The organism is Lentisphaera profundi, from assembly GCF_028728065.1.
Lineage (GTDB): Bacteria > Verrucomicrobiota > Lentisphaeria > Lentisphaerales > Lentisphaeraceae > Lentisphaera > Lentisphaera profundi.
Window position 1 is genome coordinate 564,159 of the sequence record NZ_CP117811.1, and the last position, 16,522, is coordinate 580,680.

Consider the following 16,522-nt stretch of genomic DNA (forward strand, 5'->3'; position numbering starts at 1 on the left):
TATACAATGAGCACCATCGATTGGAACGACCTCAAATTTTCATATTTTCAAACGAAATGTTACGTTCAATATACTTTTAAAGATGGCCAATGGTCAGCTTGTGAATATGTAGAAGAACCTTATATCAAGATGCATGTGGCGGCGACTTGTCTTCATTATGGTCAGTCTGCCTTTGAGGGGCTTAAGGCCTACAGAGGTGAAGATGGTGAAGTACGGGTATTTAGGCCAGAAGAAAATGCGAAGCGTTTACAGAAATCAGCAAAACGTTTGTGTATGGAGCCAGTACCGACAGAGATTTTTCTTGATGCGGTAGATAAAGTACTTCAATCAAATATAGATTTTTTACCTCCCTATGGTTATGGCGCCTCTATGTATATGCGACCATTATTGATAGGTTCAGGTCCCCGGATAGGCGTTCAGCCTGCGGAAGAATATACTTTTATTATGTTAGTAGTTCCTGTAGGTTCTTATTATAAAGGAGGCCTTCAGTCTGTTCCTGCTTTAGTTATGGAAGATTATGATAGAGCGGCTCCAATGGGGATAGGGCATGTTAAAGCGGCAGGTAATTATGCAGCGGCAATGTTGCCTGGTATTATGGCTAGCGAACAGGGTTATCCAATTAATCTCTATTTAGATGCGAAAGAACATAAGTATATAGATGAATTTGGAACATCAAATTTTATTGGTATTAAGGGTAATACTTACGTGACGCCAAGTTCTTCATCGGTTTTGCCAAGTATCACTAATATGTCTCTTATGACTTTAGCTGAAGAAATGGGCATGGCTGTTGAGAAACGCGATGTCAACTTTGATGAGATCACAGATTTCGATGGCATAGCAGCTTGTGGTACGGCAGTGGTTGTGACTCCTATTAGTCATATTGATAAATTAGGAAAAAGCTATAAGCCTGCTCAAGAAGGTATCCATCCAAGGTTTCAGGAGCTGTATGAGCGAATGCAAAAAATTCAATTAGGTCAATATCAAGATCAATATAACTGGTGTCGAATTGTCTCTTCCTAAAGCAGGCATCGTCGGGGATAGCTATAAGACTGAAGAGCTATCTCGTAAGTTTATGGATAGAATCCTTAGGCTTGGCAACCTCTATTTTTATTATCATGCTTTTAAGCCTGTTAGTGATTTTTCTAAAATATGCCAAGCGGGAAAATATAACTTCCCAGAATTAACCGAGTATACTCGCCGCGTTTTACAGGCGGTTGAAGATAGTGGTGGCAAAGTTGAAATAGATGGCTTAGATAATCTTGTTTCAGAGCCAAGAGTTTTTGTGGCCAATCACATGAGTTCTTTAGAGACCGTGAGCTTAGCTTATGTAATGAAGAATGCGGGTCCATCTATTTTTGTGATTAAAGAGAGTCTGATGACGTATCCGGTTTTTGGAGATATCATGCAAGGGATGAGTTGTATTCCAATGACGCGAACTAATCCGATTCAAGATTTAAAGACACTTCTTAAGCAGGGCTGTGAAATGCTGAATAATAATATCAGTATTATTATTTTTCCACAAAAGACTCGTGGAGTCGACTTTATCGCCGATGAGTTTAATAGTATTGGCTGTAAGTTGGCGCGTCGCGCAGGAGTTAAAATTCAGCCTTTCGCTCTAGATACAAGCTTTTGGGGTAGAGGCAAATTAATCTCTGATTACGGACCTATTACTAGAAGCTCAACAGTAAGGTATAGTTTTGGTGAAGGTATGGATGTGGATTCAAAGAATCAAAAAGAAGTCCACGCAAAATGCGTAGACTTTATTGAATCAAAATTGAATGAGTGGAAGTAGTAATTACTTGTCAGGGTAATCGTAAATTTCTTCAAAAAGCTCAGCAATTTTTTTTGCAGCAGCTTCTTCATCAGGCCCTTCAGCAGAGATCAATACAACGGAACCTTGGGGCAAACCTAGAGAGATGAGTTCTAGGATATTGTTGAGGCTGGCAGTTTCACCATCAGCATCGACATTTATCTGAGAGTCAAAAGTTTTCGCTCCCTTCACAATAGCGGAACTAGGACGGCAGTGAATGCCGTGGATGTTATTAACGGTAGCTTCTATAGTGTACATATTTACATATCCCTCTTTGGCCTTTTTTTTAATAAAAAGCCTCGGTAAACATTTACAAGTAAATTAAAGTGAACACTTATAGGAAAGTTGCATAAAAGAGCAAATGATCTGTTCGTAATGAACTGAAACGTGCTCAGGTACCTTAAGGCGAATCCGTGAGTAGTTAAGGATGCCTTTGACGCCTGAATGAATGATTTGATCACAGGTCTTCTGGGCACGAGTGGCGGGTACGCAGAGCGCGGCCATGGTAATGTTTTTTTCTTTGAGGATATCCATCATGCTTTCAGCGCTATAGACTTCAATACCGCCAATTTTTTTACCAACGACATCGGGGTCAATATCGAAAGTAGCGCTTAAGTTCATTCCGTATTTATCGAAAGGGACATGAGCGGTGATTGCACGGCCTAGATTCCCCATACCAATAATACAGAGATTCTTTTCATTTTGTAGATTGAGGGCAATGCGAATATCTTTGATAAGCTCTATGCAGAGGTAGCCATGGCTCTGACTACCTTTGTGTTCGATCTGGAAGATGTCATGGCGAACCTGGCTCGAGTTGTTGCCGTAGACGGTGGCCAAGGCGCGACTCGAGACAACTTCTTGTTCTTGAGTAATAAATTGCTCAAGAATAAGAAGGTACTCACTCAGCCTTTGGATGACTGGAGGTGAGAGGGTGCCGCTGGGCCTTTTTTGAGGCATATTACTTTGAGCTTGCGATGGTCACTGATTCTCTGATAGAAGTGATGATACCATTTACTTTTTCGTAAGCTAAACGTGATTTCTCATTCTTAAGAAGGCTTTCTAGGCTTGCGTTTACTTTCTCTTGATCACCAAGTGTGATTTTTTTGACATAGCTGAGTGAGCTATCGTTGCCAGCAGCAGAAACGTAAGCGGCATCTTTTTCTAAGATCTCATCAGTAAGGAGGCTAGCGTATTGAGCTCTATTGGCACTTGTAATAGTCTGTTCTTCTGAGAATGAATTAGCTTTGAAAAAAGCATTAGTGTCTTCGGCTTTTTCAAGATCAGCTTTGAGGCTATCAGCTTTTGCTTTCGCAAGGACTTTGCCTTCGGAGTTAGCGACTTGGAAGGAAATACCTGATTTTGCATTCTCAAAAGGGACGTAGCTAGAAGGCGTTTCTCTTTCTACGAGGAGATATTGAATATCGCCATTGTCAGTTACAGACGGGTCACTAATAGGACGTTGTGCTGAAAGAGTGGCAAGCATTTGTCCCACTTGATTGAAGGCTTCTTGTGAGAATCCACCTGGAGGAGTGAAGCCCTGCTGAATGAGTTGAAAAGCGAGCTGCATATTTTGCTGGCTACCAGACTGAGGTGATAGCGGTTGAAGTTTACGCTCAGTAAATTTTTCTTTAGCAGATTCCATAAGGAAGAGATTAAAGAAGTTTTCATTATTGCGATTCTTTGCGATGACATCTTGGAGCTTTTCGGCCGCAATTCTTGCTTTAGTGCTGGCTTTGGCGTGAATCGCTTTTTGCTCAATCTCTTTGCTAGCTTCTGAGTAAGGAGTTTCTTCACGCTTATCATTAATAAGAGTGAAAGAGAATTCCAAGTCTTTAGCTTCGATTGCGGTGGATTTTGATTTGGCTAAAGCAAACAAGTCTTTGTTAGTATCATCTGCTTTAATCCATTCAGTACTGGTGCTTTTGATATCTGTGTTTTTCTTGAGCTCATCGGCAAGGTTTTTCGCATTGCTATCAGCGAGAACTTTAATAGCTTTAAGAGTCGTTTCAGCAAGTGCTAGGGATTTATCATCTTTAGCCGTGATTGAATATTTAGTCGTTTTGATTTGAGCCACTTTGTAATCACTAATATTTTTATCGTATTCAACTTTGATTTCTTCAGGGCTAAAGGCTACTTCAGAATAAAGAGTGCTTGGACTTAGGCTAACAAGGCTAAGTTGTAGGCTACGGGGGATGAGGAACTGGCGCTTATTTTCTTCGTTGTTGTAATAAGCTTGGAGTCTTTCAACGCCAAAGTAAGCTTCGATAACTTGTTCACGAATTTGTGTAAAGGGAAGGACTCCGCCTTTTTCTGTGAGAATGGCAACATAGTTATGTTGGCTACCTTCAATGACTACAGAGACAGGCTTGTCAGTACTGAGTTCGATGAGGGCAGTGCTGAGTGCAAAATCATTTTCGAGTAGTTTACCGGCGTTGATGTCAGAAATACGAGTTTTAGCGAGGGTCACGAGTTCAAGTTTTTTACTCTTCGCTAAGGCATTGATATTATTGATCTTTATTTTGGATGCGGCTTCCGCAAAAGCAGTGGCAGCAGTTTTCCCTGCTGGAGTTTTTGCAAAGCGAATGATTTGACTTGAGAGCGTATCGTCGTAGGTGAACTTATCTTGGTTTTCTTTATAGTAAGTGATTAATTTTTCGTCGATGGCATCAGTAGCAGAAAAGTTTTTGCTTTGAAGCGTGATGGTACTATTTTCTTGCTGGGCACGAGCTTTAACTTTAGCTTCATCAATAGTCACGCTCTCTTCAAAGCTTTCCATGTAGTTACGACGAGCAATAAGAGTTTTGATAGCACCGTCAAGTTCTTGACCACCGATACCAAGGCGTGTGCGGATGGCTTTGATGATATCAGTAGTAAGTTTGTTGTCATCAGCAAATTTGCGCATGTCTTCAGGGCTGATAGCTTTTGCAGTATAAGTGCCGGCTTTGATGTCTTCTTGGATTTTTCTGTCAATAGCTGTTTGTGTCAATACTTCAGTGATGTGTTCGCTATTGCTAGAGTTCAGCTGAATAATACTTTTGTAATTGATACTTAAGACAATGCTTTCTTTGGCAGCTAATTTTTCGTAAGTGTCTTTATCAATTTTTTCACCATTGATGGCACCTACAGAACCGTTGCTTCCTCCGCTAGCTAAATCTGTGATACTTACATCACTAAGAGTTAAGATAAAGGAGAGGGTGAGAAGACCGAAAACGATAACGAAAAGGTTTTTATTTTTGTGAAATGCGTTGTTTAAAGCTGTAAACATAAAATGTCCATTGAAATTGAGGTTAAAACTTGAAAGAGCCTAAGATAAAATCACAATAAATACCGTCAAGTAGTCTCGGCCACTAAGAGCTATAAAAGCCTGTAAAAAAGGGGATATCTTGAGATAGATGAAGAAATCACATCATTGAGCGACGTTGACTCATGAATTCATGGATCGCGACGTCAAAAGGATCTGCGGTGTTAACGAAGCAGCAAGTGATTTTACTTTCTTGGCAGCGGTCTTTAACTTTTTTAATAAAGTCTTGAATAATCTTTTGATAAGTGGCACGGATTGAGTCGGGATTTGCGACTATTGTACTGGAGGGATTTTCACTATCTTGGAAGCGGGAAAGTTCTTGTTGTTTGAGTTCGATTTCCTCTGGATCTAAAAGATGAAAAAGCATAATGTCGTGTTTGCCATAGCTAAGTGTCTGAAGTGTTTCTAGAGCTTTATCAGTATCGCCTAAGAGATCACTGAAGCAAACAATGAGACCTTTGTGGCCAAGCATAGAGGCGGCGTTGGGCAATGATTGTCCAAAGTTACTGGACCTAGAGCCATCATGAGAGCCGAGAGTATGGATGATTTGCATCAGTTGCTTTTGGCCAGAACCAGGTTTGATGAAGTGACGAACATCTTCGTCAAAGGTAATGAGGCCAGGACTATCTTGTTGCTGAATAAGTATTAAGCATAAGGCAGCACAGAGGCAGGTCGCGTAATCAAGTTTACTGAGCGAATGACTGTTATAATTCATTGACTCTGAGATGTCAACTAAGAAGGTGCATTCAATATTTGTCTCAGCTTCAAATTTTTTAATGTAGTACTTGTCTGAGCGAGCATAGACTTTCCAGTCAATATCTTTAATGGGGTCGCCTTTAATATAGGGGCGATGCTGGCTAAATTGTGTAGAAAAGCCATGTTGAGCGGAGCGATGGCGTCCACTTAAGTAGGCTTCGGCAATGGCGCGAGCTTGCAAGTCGAGACGAGCAACGGCATTGACAACTTCAGGGGTGAGATATTGGCTTAAATCTGACATGCTCTAATCTAGTGCCAGTCAATTTTATTGAAACCTAAAACCTAAAACCTAAATGTGTTTTTCGCAGTAATCTTTATCATCGTCACCAACGCGAAAGATCATGTTCGGATCATCTGATTCGGTGAGGCCACAAGTAGTGCACTTGTGGAAAGTAGCTCGGCCTTGCTTTGGGTCGACACTTTTTTGAAATGCTTTTCGTTTTTTCCGCAAATCCGCATTTCCATAGAGGTAGGGAAGGGCAAAGCCTGCGTAATGAATGAGTGGGATTGCAAGGATAAGTGCCGTGGCAATCTTGGCTCCTAGAGCCATCATCGGATTATTAAGTTGTGAGAACACCATGAAAGCCACAAAAAATCCTGAAACAAAACCAAGGTATTTGATTTTCACGGGGATGATGAACATTAAGGTAATTTCTACATCGGGGAACTTGGTGGCAAAGGCCATGAATACGCCAGCATAGAGAAGGTCTATAGGGAAGGGGGCTACTCTTCCTGGGAAAATGAGGCGAATGCCTGTGAATATAGCGAGGTAGAGAAGTGCGTAAAAGAGTATGTAAAAATTGTAGCGGAATGAACCCCAGGCCTGTTCAAGGCCTCTGCCTGCCATTAAAAAGATTGAGAGCGCAAAAAATAACCAAATGATATTCCAGCCTTGGGCCGTTTGAACAGGAGGAGTGCCTAGTGAAGCAATAAGATCTCCAATGACGTGAATATTGGCTACCTGTATACGTTCAAGAGTATTGGCATAGTCATTTGGCTGGCCATTAAAAATAAGCTGAATAGACGCAAAAACGATGACTTTTAAAATTAAAAGTTTCTTTGTGAGGTCGGGAATGGCTAAGTGACCAAACTTCTTTTCTAGCTTATTGAGGATTTTATCCATTACTTGAGTAATTCGATCTCATTCATTTCGTTGAGGACGGCGACAGTTGGCTTATGTCCCTTTTTGATTTCTTCGATATCGTAGTAAGCAAAATTCATGATGATGATACGATCGCCAACGGCGCCTAAACGGGCAGCTGAACCATTGAGTAAAAAACAGCGTGAGCCACGTTCTGCAGGAATGGCATAAGTTTCTAGGCGTTGACCATTGTTGAGGTTGCTGACTAAGATTTTTTCATAGGGCAAGAGTCCCACTTTGTCCATGATATCCTGGTCAATGCCAAGGCTACCCTCATAGTTGAGGTCGGCTTGTGTGACCACAGCTTTGTGGATCTTGCTTTTTAGCACTTCGATTTTCATAAAATTTCTCTATCTATTTAATTTTCGGGAAGATACACTCATAAGTGTTCTTGTAAAGTTAGCAGGGAAAACCAGCTGCTTTGCGGATACGACTAATAGTGGAAGAGGCGATAGTACGAGCTTTTTCGCCACCTTCTTTAAGGATTTTATCAAGAAGTTCACGATCCTCTATGAGGGCATCATATTTTTCTCTCATAGGAGAAAATTTGCGTTCGACTGATTCGTAAAGTTCCTGTTTGGCATGTCCCCAGCCAAGGCCGCCAGCACGATAGCGAGCTGCCAGGGCGTCTTGTTCTTCTTGATTAGCAAAGAGTTTATAGAGTGAGAAAACATTACAAGTTTCGGGATCTTTCGCTTCTTCAATTTCCTGAGAATTAGTCGTGACCTTCATGATCTGCTTACGCATTTTTTTAGGAGCTTGGAAGAGGGGGATAGTATTGTTATAACTTTTGCTCATTTTTCGGCCATCAGTACCGATGATAATATCGCAACTTTCGGAAATAATCGCTTCGGGAATGACTAATATTTCTTCGCCGTAGTTGTGATTGATTGATTGAGCGATGTCAGCGGTAATTTCAACATGTTGTTTTTGGTCACGTCCAACAGGAACAATGTTGGTATTATAAAGTAAGATATCTGCAGCCATCAAAACGGGGTAGGTATAAAGGCCCATGTTGACGCCGATGTCGGCGTCTTTTTCTGAGGCTTGATTGTCTTGAACTCTAGCTTTATAAGCATGAGCTTTGTTCATCATACTTTTCGCCGTGAAAGCCATGAGGAAAGTCGCAAGTTCGTGAGTTTCGGGGACGTCTGATTGACGGTAGATAAGTGCGTCTTGTGGATCGAGGCCACAGGCGAGCCAAGTAGCAGCGACTGCGTAGGTATGATCAATCATCTCTTGAGGTTTTTTTACCGTGTTAAGAGCGTGGTAATCTGCAATGAAATAGCGAGCTTGATATTTTTCAGTTAATTCCAGTGCAGGATTGATTGCGCCGAAGAAGTTACCGAAGTGAGGCATGCCAGTTGGTTTTATGCCAGTGAGAGAGATTTTTTTGTCCACAGAATTACCTTAGAGCTAAGTTTTTTATCAGCCCTTTATTAATCCAAAACTAGCTCTTTTCAAGCTTGGCTCAAGGAATAACTTAGCTGTCTTTACTTTTTATCATGGCATCGACTTTATTCTGTAACATACGACGTTCGCGACGTTGTTCGGCCAATTGAAATCTTTCTGCTTCTTTCGGAGTTTCAGGCTCAAATTTTGGGACGACAACCGATTTACTGTCCTTGTCTACGGCAACCATTGTGAAGTAGCAGGTATTGGTGTGACGCAAGCTTTGCTGATGGAGGTCTTCGGCAATGACTTTTACACCAATTTCCATTGACGTACGTCCGGTGTAATTGACTGATGCAAGGAAAGTGAGCAGCTCGCCAATTTTGATGGATTGCTTAAAAGTTACTTGATCAACCGAGAGCGTTACGGCATATTTTCCGCAATAGCGAGTAGCGCAGGTATAGGCAACACGATCTAAAAGTTTAAGTAGGTCGCCACCATGCATATTGCCATTAAAGTTGGCCATTTCGGGAGTGACTAAAACTGACATTTCAGTTTGAGATTTTTTGAGCATTTATTTGTACCTAGAAAGTTAATTAACCTTTTCAATAATGTTACATTAAAAATATATTTCAAACAATTATGTAAAAATACTATAATTATTTACAAAATTGTTATTTTTATCGCAAGCCTAGTGCTACTGTTTTATTTTTTGAGCGTGGGATTTATTGATTTTTTGCGGCGAGTTGGCCACAGGCCGCGTCAATGTCTTGGCCAAGTGAATGGCGTCGCGTGACTTGGAAGTCCTGCTCTTGTAAAACCTTTTGGAATGCGACCATTTTTTCCTCGCTACTACATTTCCAGTTGCCCATGCCCATGGAGTCATTATAGGGGATGAGGTTAATGATACAGTTTATGTCTTTTAAGAATATTGCGAGTTCCGCAGCTTGTGCTGGCGTATCATTGAGGTCTTTGATTAAGAGGTATTGAATCATGAGTTTGCCAGAAGCCTGTTCTTGCACACTGAGTAGAGTCTCTTTAATCTTTGCCATCGGGAAGGTCTTATTGATGGGCATCAGGATGTTGCGAATTTTATCATTTGAGGCGTGCAATGAGAGCGCTAAATTGACTTCGGGGAATTGTTCGCGAAGCTTGCCAATATTTTCAGTGATGCCGATAGTAGAAACGGTGACGCGCTTAGAGCTTAAGCCCATGTAAGCAGATGAAAGCATAAGGTCTAAGGCTTCTAATACATTCTTAGTATTGCGCAAAGGTTCACCCATGCCCATAAAGACAATGTTGCGGATTTGGCGTTCTTCTTCGCGCAAGATTTGCCCAGCAAGCATCACTTGAGCAATGATTTCACCGAGGGTGAGGTTGCGTTTGAAGCCAAGTGTCGCAGTAGAGCAGAAAGTGCATTTTTCTGTACAACCAGCTTGAGATGAGATACACAGTGAAGTACGACCAGTTCCAATGCGTAAAATGACGGTCTCTATATTTTGGCCATCATCTGTTTGCAAGAGAAGTTTGGTGGCACCATCTATTTGAGAGTCTTGGCGTGAGATGATTTTGAGTTTTGGGATATCAAAATGATCTTTGATGAGGCTCGTTAAAGCACTGTCATCTGAGCAGTCTTCAAGATCCATGAATTCTCTGAAAAGGAGTCGACGAAAACTACGGCGTTTACGTTCGGGGACTTGCTGTTTATTAAAAAACTTTTCTAGGTCCTGATGATTAAAAAGACTAGGCATGGCTAATGATGCTACCGCATGTGGGGTGAATATCTTCCCATTGACTGATGTCTAATTGCATGTGGCACCAATCTGCCGGACTAAAGCCTAAGTAATCATTGCCTTTGTTGAGTTCTTCAGCTAAGTAACTTACACCAGGGTTGTGAGCGACAATTAAAACTTTTTTGGCCTCGCTTGGGATTTGGCTAAGGGCATTTAATAAGCTATTTAAGCTGCCATTATAGATTGCTTGAGGTTTTTCAATAGGGCACGATGGCCACGTCTGACTCGCGAGTTCAAATGTCTCACTAGTCCGCAGAGCAGGGCTTACTAAAGCGTAATCGGGCCATCGTTTTTGACTTTGAAAAAGTTCGCCAAGTTTAATGGCTTCTCGACGACCTTTGTCACGCAAAGGTCGGTCGAAATCGGTAAGGGCCTCACCCGCATGGGCGTGACGCAGTATGATCAGTTCTAACATTATTAGAAAGGTTGGAAGCCTTGGTTACGGCCACGGCGCATTTTTTGTTTTTGTGGCTTTGCTTGTGGGGGTACTTCGAGGTGAAGTGAGTACCAACGTTCTGAATAAGCTTTATTAGAGAATTTCGAAGCTTTATTATTACGTAAAACATCAAGATTGCTTTTGATGACATCATCAGCACATTTATCTAAACCTTTCGTGAGTAACTCAAGAGCCATTTTACTTTTGTCAGATTTGTTGAGCATCCAAGCGTAAGTATTGTAGAGGAAAGCGCCTGTAGTACCTTTAGCACGAGACGTTCCCTTTTTAAATAATTTAGTAATGGGAGAAGACTGAATTTCTTTGGGGCTACTATCTTTCTTAAAAGGTGAACGCATCCATTCACGAGCCATTCTCATAGCGACGAGCTGAGGATCGAAGAGCAGGAGGTCACCTTCGAGTTTGTCAGCTTTATCAAATTGCTTGAGACTGAAGAAGAGTTGGTACTTGATGGTGCTTACTTGCTTTCTAGCGAGCAAACTCCAGCCGAATAGCTCATTGGCAGGGTCGAGCATTTTAATAGCTTCTTCAATGCCTTCTTTTTGCATGCCCTCAAGAGTTTTTTGTGCAGCAGTTTGGTTGAGTCCAGGCTTATTCTGCATGGCATTCATTTTTTTGCGTACTTTCTCTTGTGTTGCTTGAATGTGATCTTGGCTCGCATTGACGATAAGCATGAGCTTAGAGTTGATTTTGCGGTTGATGACAAAGTAAACGGCGAGAGTGACGAGTATGCCTGTTACGCTTGCGCCCCAACTTGCATCGGGCAAAAAGCTGTAGGCGATACCACCGATAATGCCTGCAATAAAAGCAATGACAAATGATTTCATGTGAATCCTTAAAATTTAATAAATATAAAAAGCTCTTGGAAAGTAACTCACAAACTAAATGCGTAAAGACGAACTGATAATTCTTAAGGTGTATCTTAGTGATTGCTTATCGCTAAGCTTCTTAACTTTGAATAATACGCTTCAGTGCTTATACTCAATGCATTATTAATAGAGAGAGATTTTTATGAAGTATTTAGGCAACTTTTTTTGTATGAATTTGGCAAGAGATCTAGTGGCCAAGTTCACTGAACTTATGCCTGAAACAGAGTTTATTGCTCAGGGAAATGATGAGCCTAGTGACTATCATAAGAATTTACTTGATTTAAAGAATGGCCTTGTGGACTTTCTGGTGTGGCCCAAAGAAGATTTTCCTGGTTCGGTAGAAGCTGAGTACGATTACTTTACCCACGAGAAGGCAAGTATTGTTTTTTTGAAAACCAATAAGCAGCTGAGGCATTTGCGCCAAGCCTTTGCTTATCCAGTGAGTTTTGTAGGTGCAGGACCTGGTGAGCCCGAATGGATAACTGTCGAAGGCTTGAATTACCTAAAAAATTGTGATGTTTGTTTTTATGATGCCTTAGTGAACCCACAGATCCTCAATAATATTTCTCCCACGGCAGAAAAAAAATATGTCGGTAAACGCGGTGATTCAGCTTCTTTTGATCAAAGTGAACTCAATGAACTTATCTTTAAAGCAGTTCGCGATGGTCGCAAAGTCTTGCGCTTGAAAGGTGGCGATGCGGGTATTTTGGGTCGTATTCAAGATGAAGTTGATCTTTTACAAGAGCATGAATTATCATGGTCAATTAGCCCCGGCATCACTGCGGCCCAGGCTTTAGCACCTTGTACGGGAACGTACCTCACTTCTCGCGGGGTGAGCGATCGTGTGATTTTGACGACGGCAAGGCAGGCAGGCGGTGGCCTCAACCAACTTATGCACTTTGATCGTGCCACTTTGGTTATTTATATGGGGATCCTTTCAATCAAGAAGATTTGTTCTCAGCTCTTAGAGGCGGGTTACCCCAAAGATTTACCAGCAATGCTGGCGATGAATTTGGGGAGAAGTGATTGCCAAGAGTTGCGCGGCAAGTTGAGTAATATTGCGGAATTAGCAGAACAGAATAATTTACGCCCTCCCGGTTTAGTGGTTTTTGGCGATACTGCAGGAGTTAAAAGTTTTCCTTCTTATTCACCTTTACTTGGTAGGAGGGTTTTAGTTGTCGGCGGAAAGAATTCTCAGTGGCAAAAGGAAGAGAGTTTCTTACGTTACTGTGGAGCAAAACCAATTTATATTGAAAAAGTAGAAGACTATAATAAGCAAGATTTGAAATTCCCCGAGTATGATGATGTTATTTTCTTGGATGCACGAGCGGTCTATGATTTTCAAGGGCTCTTTCCAAAGTATCAGTCTGAAGTCAACTACGTTTGTCTGAAGGAGGATATTTCAGTGAGCTTCGAATGTCTTTACGAACAAAAAGCAGAGCTTGTTGGCTCTAACTTATTAGCGTCTGAATCATTACGTCAATGTATATCCCGGGATTATTTAGGTGCTCTTTTTACTCAGTGACGAACTGAGTTTTCCTCCAGTTGATTACGCCGATGAAAATGGTTTATTAGCTGTAGGAGGAGACTTAAGTTGCGAGCGTTTATTACTGGCTTATAAGTCGGGGATTTTTCCTTGGCACGATGAACCGCCCATGTGGTATAGCCCAGATCCACGCATGATCTTGGATTTGGAGAACTATAAACCCTCGAAGTCATTGTTAAGGCGCATCAAGCGCGGAGAGTTTGAGTTGAAATATGATAAGGCTTTTGCTGCCGTTATTCGTTCTTGTTCCATGCTTCGTGATGATACTTGGATCTCGGAAGAATTTATCGACTCGTATAGCAAGCTACATGAAATGGGAGTGGCTCATAGTATAGAGGCCTACAAAGATGGAGAATTAGTAGGGGGCTTATATGGCTTAGCTATTGGTGATGCTTTTTTTGGTGAATCAATGTTTCATACATCCACAGATGCCTCCAAAGTAACCTTTCATTATTTGGTTCGACAAGTTCAGCAATGGGGTTTTACTTTGTTGGATTGCCAAATCAATAACGATCACCTACTAAGTTTAGGCGGGGTAGATATTGATCGAGATGAGTACATAGAAATGCTCAGGCTAGCATTGCTTAAATCCAGAAAAAACGAATCCTGGGCAAAATATTCTCCCCAGGATGTTTTTGTATAAGCTATTAGAAAAAAAACTAAGCGTCAAAGGTTCCTGATTCTTAGTCTCACCTAAACAAAAGCAAACTATGGAGTTTGCCCTTGAGAGCCTATAAAGTGTGTTCTTAAATCAGCCTAGTGTGCTAGGCCAATTTGTGTAGTCTTAACTTAGATGTGAATCGGACGGTTACCAGTAGCCATTAACGCGGCTTCCTTTAAACATTCAGTATAAGTTGGGTGAGCGTGACATACGCGCGCTACATCTTCTGCAGAGGCTTTGTATTCCATTGCGAGTACAGCTTCGGCAATGAGGTCAGCGCAACGTGGGCCAATCATGTGAACGCCTAAGATGCGATCCGTTTCAGAATCAGCAAGAACTTTAACAAAACCTTCAGATTCTTCAGAGGCACGAGCACGACCAGAAGCACGGAAAGGAAATTTTCCCGTTTTGAATTTGACGCCAGCTTCTTTGAGTTGCTCTTCAGTTTTACCGACGCTTGCAACTTCAGGCCAAGTGTAAACAACACCAGGGATCAAGTTGTGATCCAATTGAGGTTTTTCACCATTCATAAATTCAACAGCACAAACGCCTTCTTCTTCAGCTTTGTGAGCGAGCATGGCGCCACCAATAACATCGCCAATTGCGAAGATATGTGGAGCAGAAGTTTGACCATATTTGTTGACAGTGATAAAACCACGGTCGCCGAGTTCTACACCAGCAGCATCAAGGTTGAGGCCATTGGTGAAAGGTTTACGGCCGACGCAAACGAGAGCGTAATCACCAGTAAAGGAAAGTTCTTGGCCTTTTTTGTTTTCAGCAGTGACGGTAACTTTGTCGCCTTCAACAGTGGCGCCAGTTACTTTTGTCGATAGCTGGAATTTGATGCCAAGTTTCTTGAGTGAACGCTGAAGTGTTTTACCAAGCTCTTTATCCATAGGAGGAACAATGCGATCCATGAATTCAATCACGGTAACATTTGTACCTAAACGAGCATAAACACTGCCGAGCTCAAGACCGATAACACCGCCACCAATGAGCACGAGATCTTTGGGGATTTCTTCTAAACAAAGTGCCTCAGTAGAAGTGATGATACGTTTTTTGTCACAGGGCATGAAAGGGAGATCAACAGGCTTGGAACCAGTAGCGAGAATAAATTTGTCAGCGTGGTACTGAGTTTCGCTACCATCTTGTGCCGTAACTTTAACTGTGTTAGCATCGACAAATGAACCTAAGCCTTCAAGGCGAGTCACATTGTTTTTGCTGAAGAGATAATTGATACCTTCCGTTGTATTGGAAACTACATCAGTTTTTCTTTTAATCATCTGAGTGAAATCAACTTTTAAGTCGCCGGTTTGAATGCCATGAATAGCAAACTTCTCTTTGGCTTGATGATAGTGTTCAGATGAATCAAGAAGAGCCTTGGAAGGGATACAGCCTACGTTTAAGCATGTGCCACCGAGTGTTGAGTATTTTTCAACACAAGCGACTTTCATGCCCATTTGAGCGCCACGAATAGCTGCTACGTAACCACCAGGGCCACCACCAATGATGATTAGATCAAATTTTTCCATGAGTCAATTTCCTAGAGTTCGAGTAGTATGCGAGTTGGATCTTCGAGAAGTGTTTTGATCTTCACGAGGAAACGTACAGCATCTGAACCATCGATGATACGGTGATCATAGCTAACTGCAAGGTACATGATAGGGCGAATTTCGACTTTGCCATTGACTGCCATAGGACGTTGCACAATGTTGTGCATTCCGAGGATAGCACTTTGTGGGCGGTTTAAGATAGGAGTCGAAAGCATTGAGCCGAAAGAGCCACCATTTGTGATAGTGAAAGTACCACCAGTCATTTCTTCTGGAGTCAGATCCATGTCGCGACCTTTGAGCGCGAGTTCACGGATTTTCTTTTCAATGCCACTAAAATTAAGTTCGTCACAATCTCTGATAACAGGAACGACGAGTCCTTTTGGAGTCGATACTGCAATACCCATATCTACGTAATCGTGGTAAAGGATTGTACTGCCATCAACCTGTGCGTTCATGATAGGGAATTCTTTTAAAGCAATCGCAGTGGCTTTTGTGAAGAAAGACATGAAGCCAAGACCAATTTCGTTCTTCTCTTTGAATTCGTCTTTGTGCTGTTTACGCAAGTCCATAATCGCGGACATATCAACTTCATTAAAAGTCGAAAGGATTGCAGCTTCTTGTTGCGCATCAACAAGGCGTTGAGCAATAGTACGACGCAAGCGAGACATTTTTTCTGTGCGAGTTCCACGAGCGCTAGTATTGGCTACAGGAGCCGGGCTAGGAGCAGCGGCAACTGGGGCAGGAGTGGCCACTTTCTTAGCGACATCTTGAACGTTGGGGATAGAGCTTGGGATATTTAATACTTTCTCACGTTGAGCCAAGTGCTGAATGACATCTTCTTTAGTAATGCGACCATCTTTTCCTGTAGCGGGAATGTCTTGAGCACTAATGCTGTTTTCAGCAATGAGCTTGCGGGCTGCAGGAGAAGCCATCTCTGCGTTGGAAGCGTCGTCAGTTTCTTCTTCGACTTCTTCGTCAGCAGCACTGCTAGCAGGTGAAGCGGCGCTTTCTTCGAGAATGGCAATGACATCACCGACATTCACAGTTTCGTCTTCTGCTACTTTAATATGAAGAATACCAGCAGCGGGTGCCGTGATCGTTAATGAAGCTTTATCTGTTTCGAGTTCAACCATGGGTTCATCGAGTTCGAGGAATTCACCATCTTCTTTAAACCAACGGGCGACATCGGCTTCAGTGACTGATTCACCAGCGGCGGGAACAACTATTTCAATATTCATTTCAAAAA

General features: G+C 41.9%; 17 protein-coding genes. 4 read left to right on the top strand and 13 right to left on the bottom strand.

Going from position 1 to position 16,522, the window contains the following annotated elements; genetic code table 11:
* The first annotated feature begins 6 nt into the window (after window positions 1-6).
* Together PQO03_RS02325 and PQO03_RS02330 are read left to right on the top strand one after the other, a co-directional pair.
* Window positions 7-1,020, top strand: a complete 1,014-nt coding sequence (locus PQO03_RS02325; RefSeq protein WP_274150861.1) for a branched-chain amino acid aminotransferase — start codon at window positions 7-9, stop codon at window positions 1,018-1,020.
* Window positions 1,007-1,792, top strand: a complete 786-nt coding sequence (locus tag PQO03_RS02330) for a lysophospholipid acyltransferase family protein (RefSeq protein ID WP_274150862.1) — start codon at window positions 1,007-1,009, stop codon at window positions 1,790-1,792. Before PQO03_RS02325 ends, PQO03_RS02330 begins: the two co-directional genes overlap by 14 nt.
* Window positions 1,793-1,795: 3 nt before the next feature.
* Here PQO03_RS02330 and PQO03_RS02335 read toward each other — a convergent pair whose 3' ends face one another.
* The 11 genes from PQO03_RS02335 to PQO03_RS02385 form a co-directional block, all read right to left on the bottom strand.
* Window positions 1,796-2,068, bottom strand: a complete 273-nt coding sequence (locus tag PQO03_RS02335) for an HPr family phosphocarrier protein (RefSeq protein WP_274150863.1) — start codon at window positions 2,066-2,068, stop codon at window positions 1,796-1,798.
* A gap of 63 nt (window positions 2,069-2,131) precedes the next feature.
* Window positions 2,132-2,767: a redox-sensing transcriptional repressor Rex gene (locus PQO03_RS02340; RefSeq protein ID WP_274150864.1), complete on the bottom strand. Its 636-nt coding sequence runs from the start codon at window positions 2,765-2,767 to the stop codon at window positions 2,132-2,134.
* A 1-nt stretch (window position 2,768) separates the two neighbouring features.
* Window positions 2,769-5,075, bottom strand: coding sequence for a peptidylprolyl isomerase (locus tag PQO03_RS02345; RefSeq protein WP_274150865.1), 2,307 nt, complete (start codon window positions 5,073-5,075; stop codon window positions 2,769-2,771).
* Between the two features lie 136 nt (window positions 5,076-5,211).
* Entirely contained in the window at window positions 5,212-6,108 is an 897-nt protein-coding gene (locus PQO03_RS02350; RefSeq protein WP_274150866.1) for a DUF58 domain-containing protein, read from the bottom strand.
* Window positions 6,109-6,156: 48 nt separating this feature from the next.
* Window positions 6,157-6,990 carry a hypothetical protein gene (locus PQO03_RS02355; protein WP_274150867.1) on the bottom strand — a complete coding sequence of 278 codons (834 nt, stop codon included), beginning with the start codon at window positions 6,988-6,990 and terminating at the stop codon, window positions 6,157-6,159.
* Window positions 6,990-7,349 carry an aspartate 1-decarboxylase gene (gene panD, locus PQO03_RS02360; protein WP_274150868.1) on the bottom strand — a complete coding sequence of 120 codons (360 nt, stop codon included), beginning with the start codon at window positions 7,347-7,349 and terminating at the stop codon, window positions 6,990-6,992. Before panD ends, PQO03_RS02355 begins: the two co-directional genes overlap by 1 nt.
* Before the next feature lie 58 nt (window positions 7,350-7,407).
* Window positions 7,408-8,409, bottom strand: a complete 1,002-nt coding sequence (trpS, locus tag PQO03_RS02365) for a tryptophan--tRNA ligase (RefSeq protein ID WP_274150869.1) — start codon at window positions 8,407-8,409, stop codon at window positions 7,408-7,410.
* Window positions 8,410-8,491: 82 nt separating this feature from the next.
* A complete protein-coding gene (locus PQO03_RS02370) occupies window positions 8,492-8,974 on the bottom strand; it encodes an acyl-CoA thioesterase (protein ID WP_274150870.1) in 483 nt (160 codons plus the stop codon).
* Window positions 8,975-9,125: 151 nt separating this feature from the next.
* Window positions 9,126-10,151 carry a dual-specificity RNA methyltransferase RlmN gene (rlmN, locus tag PQO03_RS02375; protein WP_274150871.1) on the bottom strand — a complete coding sequence of 342 codons (1,026 nt, stop codon included), beginning with the start codon at window positions 10,149-10,151 and terminating at the stop codon, window positions 9,126-9,128.
* Complete coding sequence (locus PQO03_RS02380; RefSeq protein WP_274150872.1) at window positions 10,144-10,608, bottom strand: SixA phosphatase family protein; 465 nt, start codon at window positions 10,606-10,608, stop codon at window positions 10,144-10,146. Before PQO03_RS02380 ends, rlmN begins: the two co-directional genes overlap by 8 nt.
* A gap of 2 nt (window positions 10,609-10,610) precedes the next feature.
* Window positions 10,611-11,474: a hypothetical protein gene (locus PQO03_RS02385; RefSeq protein ID WP_274150873.1), complete on the bottom strand. Its 864-nt coding sequence runs from the start codon at window positions 11,472-11,474 to the stop codon at window positions 10,611-10,613.
* A 184-nt stretch (window positions 11,475-11,658) separates the two neighbouring features.
* Here PQO03_RS02385 and cobA point away from each other — a divergent pair, with 184 nt between their 5' ends.
* Together cobA and aat are read left to right on the top strand one after the other, a co-directional pair.
* Window positions 11,659-13,041, top strand: a complete 1,383-nt coding sequence (cobA, locus tag PQO03_RS02390) for a uroporphyrinogen-III C-methyltransferase (RefSeq protein WP_274150874.1) — start codon at window positions 11,659-11,661, stop codon at window positions 13,039-13,041.
* The gene (gene aat / locus PQO03_RS02395; RefSeq protein ID WP_274150875.1) at window positions 13,022-13,705 is read left to right on the top strand and encodes a leucyl/phenylalanyl-tRNA--protein transferase; all 684 of its coding nucleotides are present in this window, start codon (window positions 13,022-13,024) and stop codon (window positions 13,703-13,705) included. The genes cobA and aat overlap by 20 nt, the downstream gene beginning before the upstream one ends.
* 146 nt (window positions 13,706-13,851) lie before the next feature.
* Here aat and lpdA read toward each other — a convergent pair whose 3' ends face one another.
* On the bottom strand, window positions 13,852-15,255 hold the full coding sequence (lpdA, locus tag PQO03_RS02400) for a dihydrolipoyl dehydrogenase (protein ID WP_274150876.1): 1,404 nt from the start codon (window positions 15,253-15,255) through the stop codon (window positions 13,852-13,854).
* 11 nt (window positions 15,256-15,266) lie between these two features.
* Complete coding sequence (odhB, locus tag PQO03_RS02405; RefSeq protein ID WP_274150877.1) at window positions 15,267-16,514, bottom strand: 2-oxoglutarate dehydrogenase complex dihydrolipoyllysine-residue succinyltransferase; 1,248 nt, start codon at window positions 16,512-16,514, stop codon at window positions 15,267-15,269.
* Window positions 16,515-16,522 lie beyond the last annotated feature (8 nt).

Bases quoted from the DNA above. Each gene is read 5' to 3' on its own strand.
- PQO03_RS02345 (WP_274150865.1), bottom strand. From the start codon at position 5,075: ATGTTTACAGCTTTAAACAACGCATTTCACAAAAATAAAAACCTTTTC.
- PQO03_RS02340 (WP_274150864.1), bottom strand. From the start codon at position 2,767: ATGCCTCAAAAAAGGCCCAGCGGCACCCTCTCACCTCCAGTCATCCAA.
- lpdA (WP_274150876.1), bottom strand. From the start codon at position 15,255: ATGGAAAAATTTGATCTAATCATCATTGGTGGTGGCCCTGGTGGTTAC.
- PQO03_RS02385 (WP_274150873.1), bottom strand. From the start codon at position 11,474: ATGAAATCATTTGTCATTGCTTTTATTGCAGGCATTATCGGTGGTATC.
- PQO03_RS02355 (WP_274150867.1), bottom strand. From the start codon at position 6,990: ATGGATAAAATCCTCAATAAGCTAGAAAAGAAGTTTGGTCACTTAGCC.
- rlmN (WP_274150871.1), bottom strand. From the start codon at position 10,151: ATGCCTAGTCTTTTTAATCATCAGGACCTAGAAAAGTTTTTTAATAAA.
- PQO03_RS02370 (WP_274150870.1), bottom strand. From the start codon at position 8,974: ATGCTCAAAAAATCTCAAACTGAAATGTCAGTTTTAGTCACTCCCGAA.
- PQO03_RS02335 (WP_274150863.1), bottom strand. From the start codon at position 2,068: ATGTACACTATAGAAGCTACCGTTAATAACATCCACGGCATTCACTGC.
- PQO03_RS02325 (WP_274150861.1), top strand. From the start codon at position 7: ATGAGCACCATCGATTGGAACGACCTCAAATTTTCATATTTTCAAACG.
- odhB (WP_274150877.1), bottom strand. From the start codon at position 16,514: ATGAATATTGAAATAGTTGTTCCCGCCGCTGGTGAATCAGTCACTGAA.
- PQO03_RS02350 (WP_274150866.1), bottom strand. From the start codon at position 6,108: ATGTCAGATTTAAGCCAATATCTCACCCCTGAAGTTGTCAATGCCGTT.
- PQO03_RS02380 (WP_274150872.1), bottom strand. From the start codon at position 10,608: ATGTTAGAACTGATCATACTGCGTCACGCCCATGCGGGTGAGGCCCTT.
- cobA (WP_274150874.1), top strand. From the start codon at position 11,659: ATGAAGTATTTAGGCAACTTTTTTTGTATGAATTTGGCAAGAGATCTA.
- panD (WP_274150868.1), bottom strand. From the start codon at position 7,349: ATGAAAATCGAAGTGCTAAAAAGCAAGATCCACAAAGCTGTGGTCACA.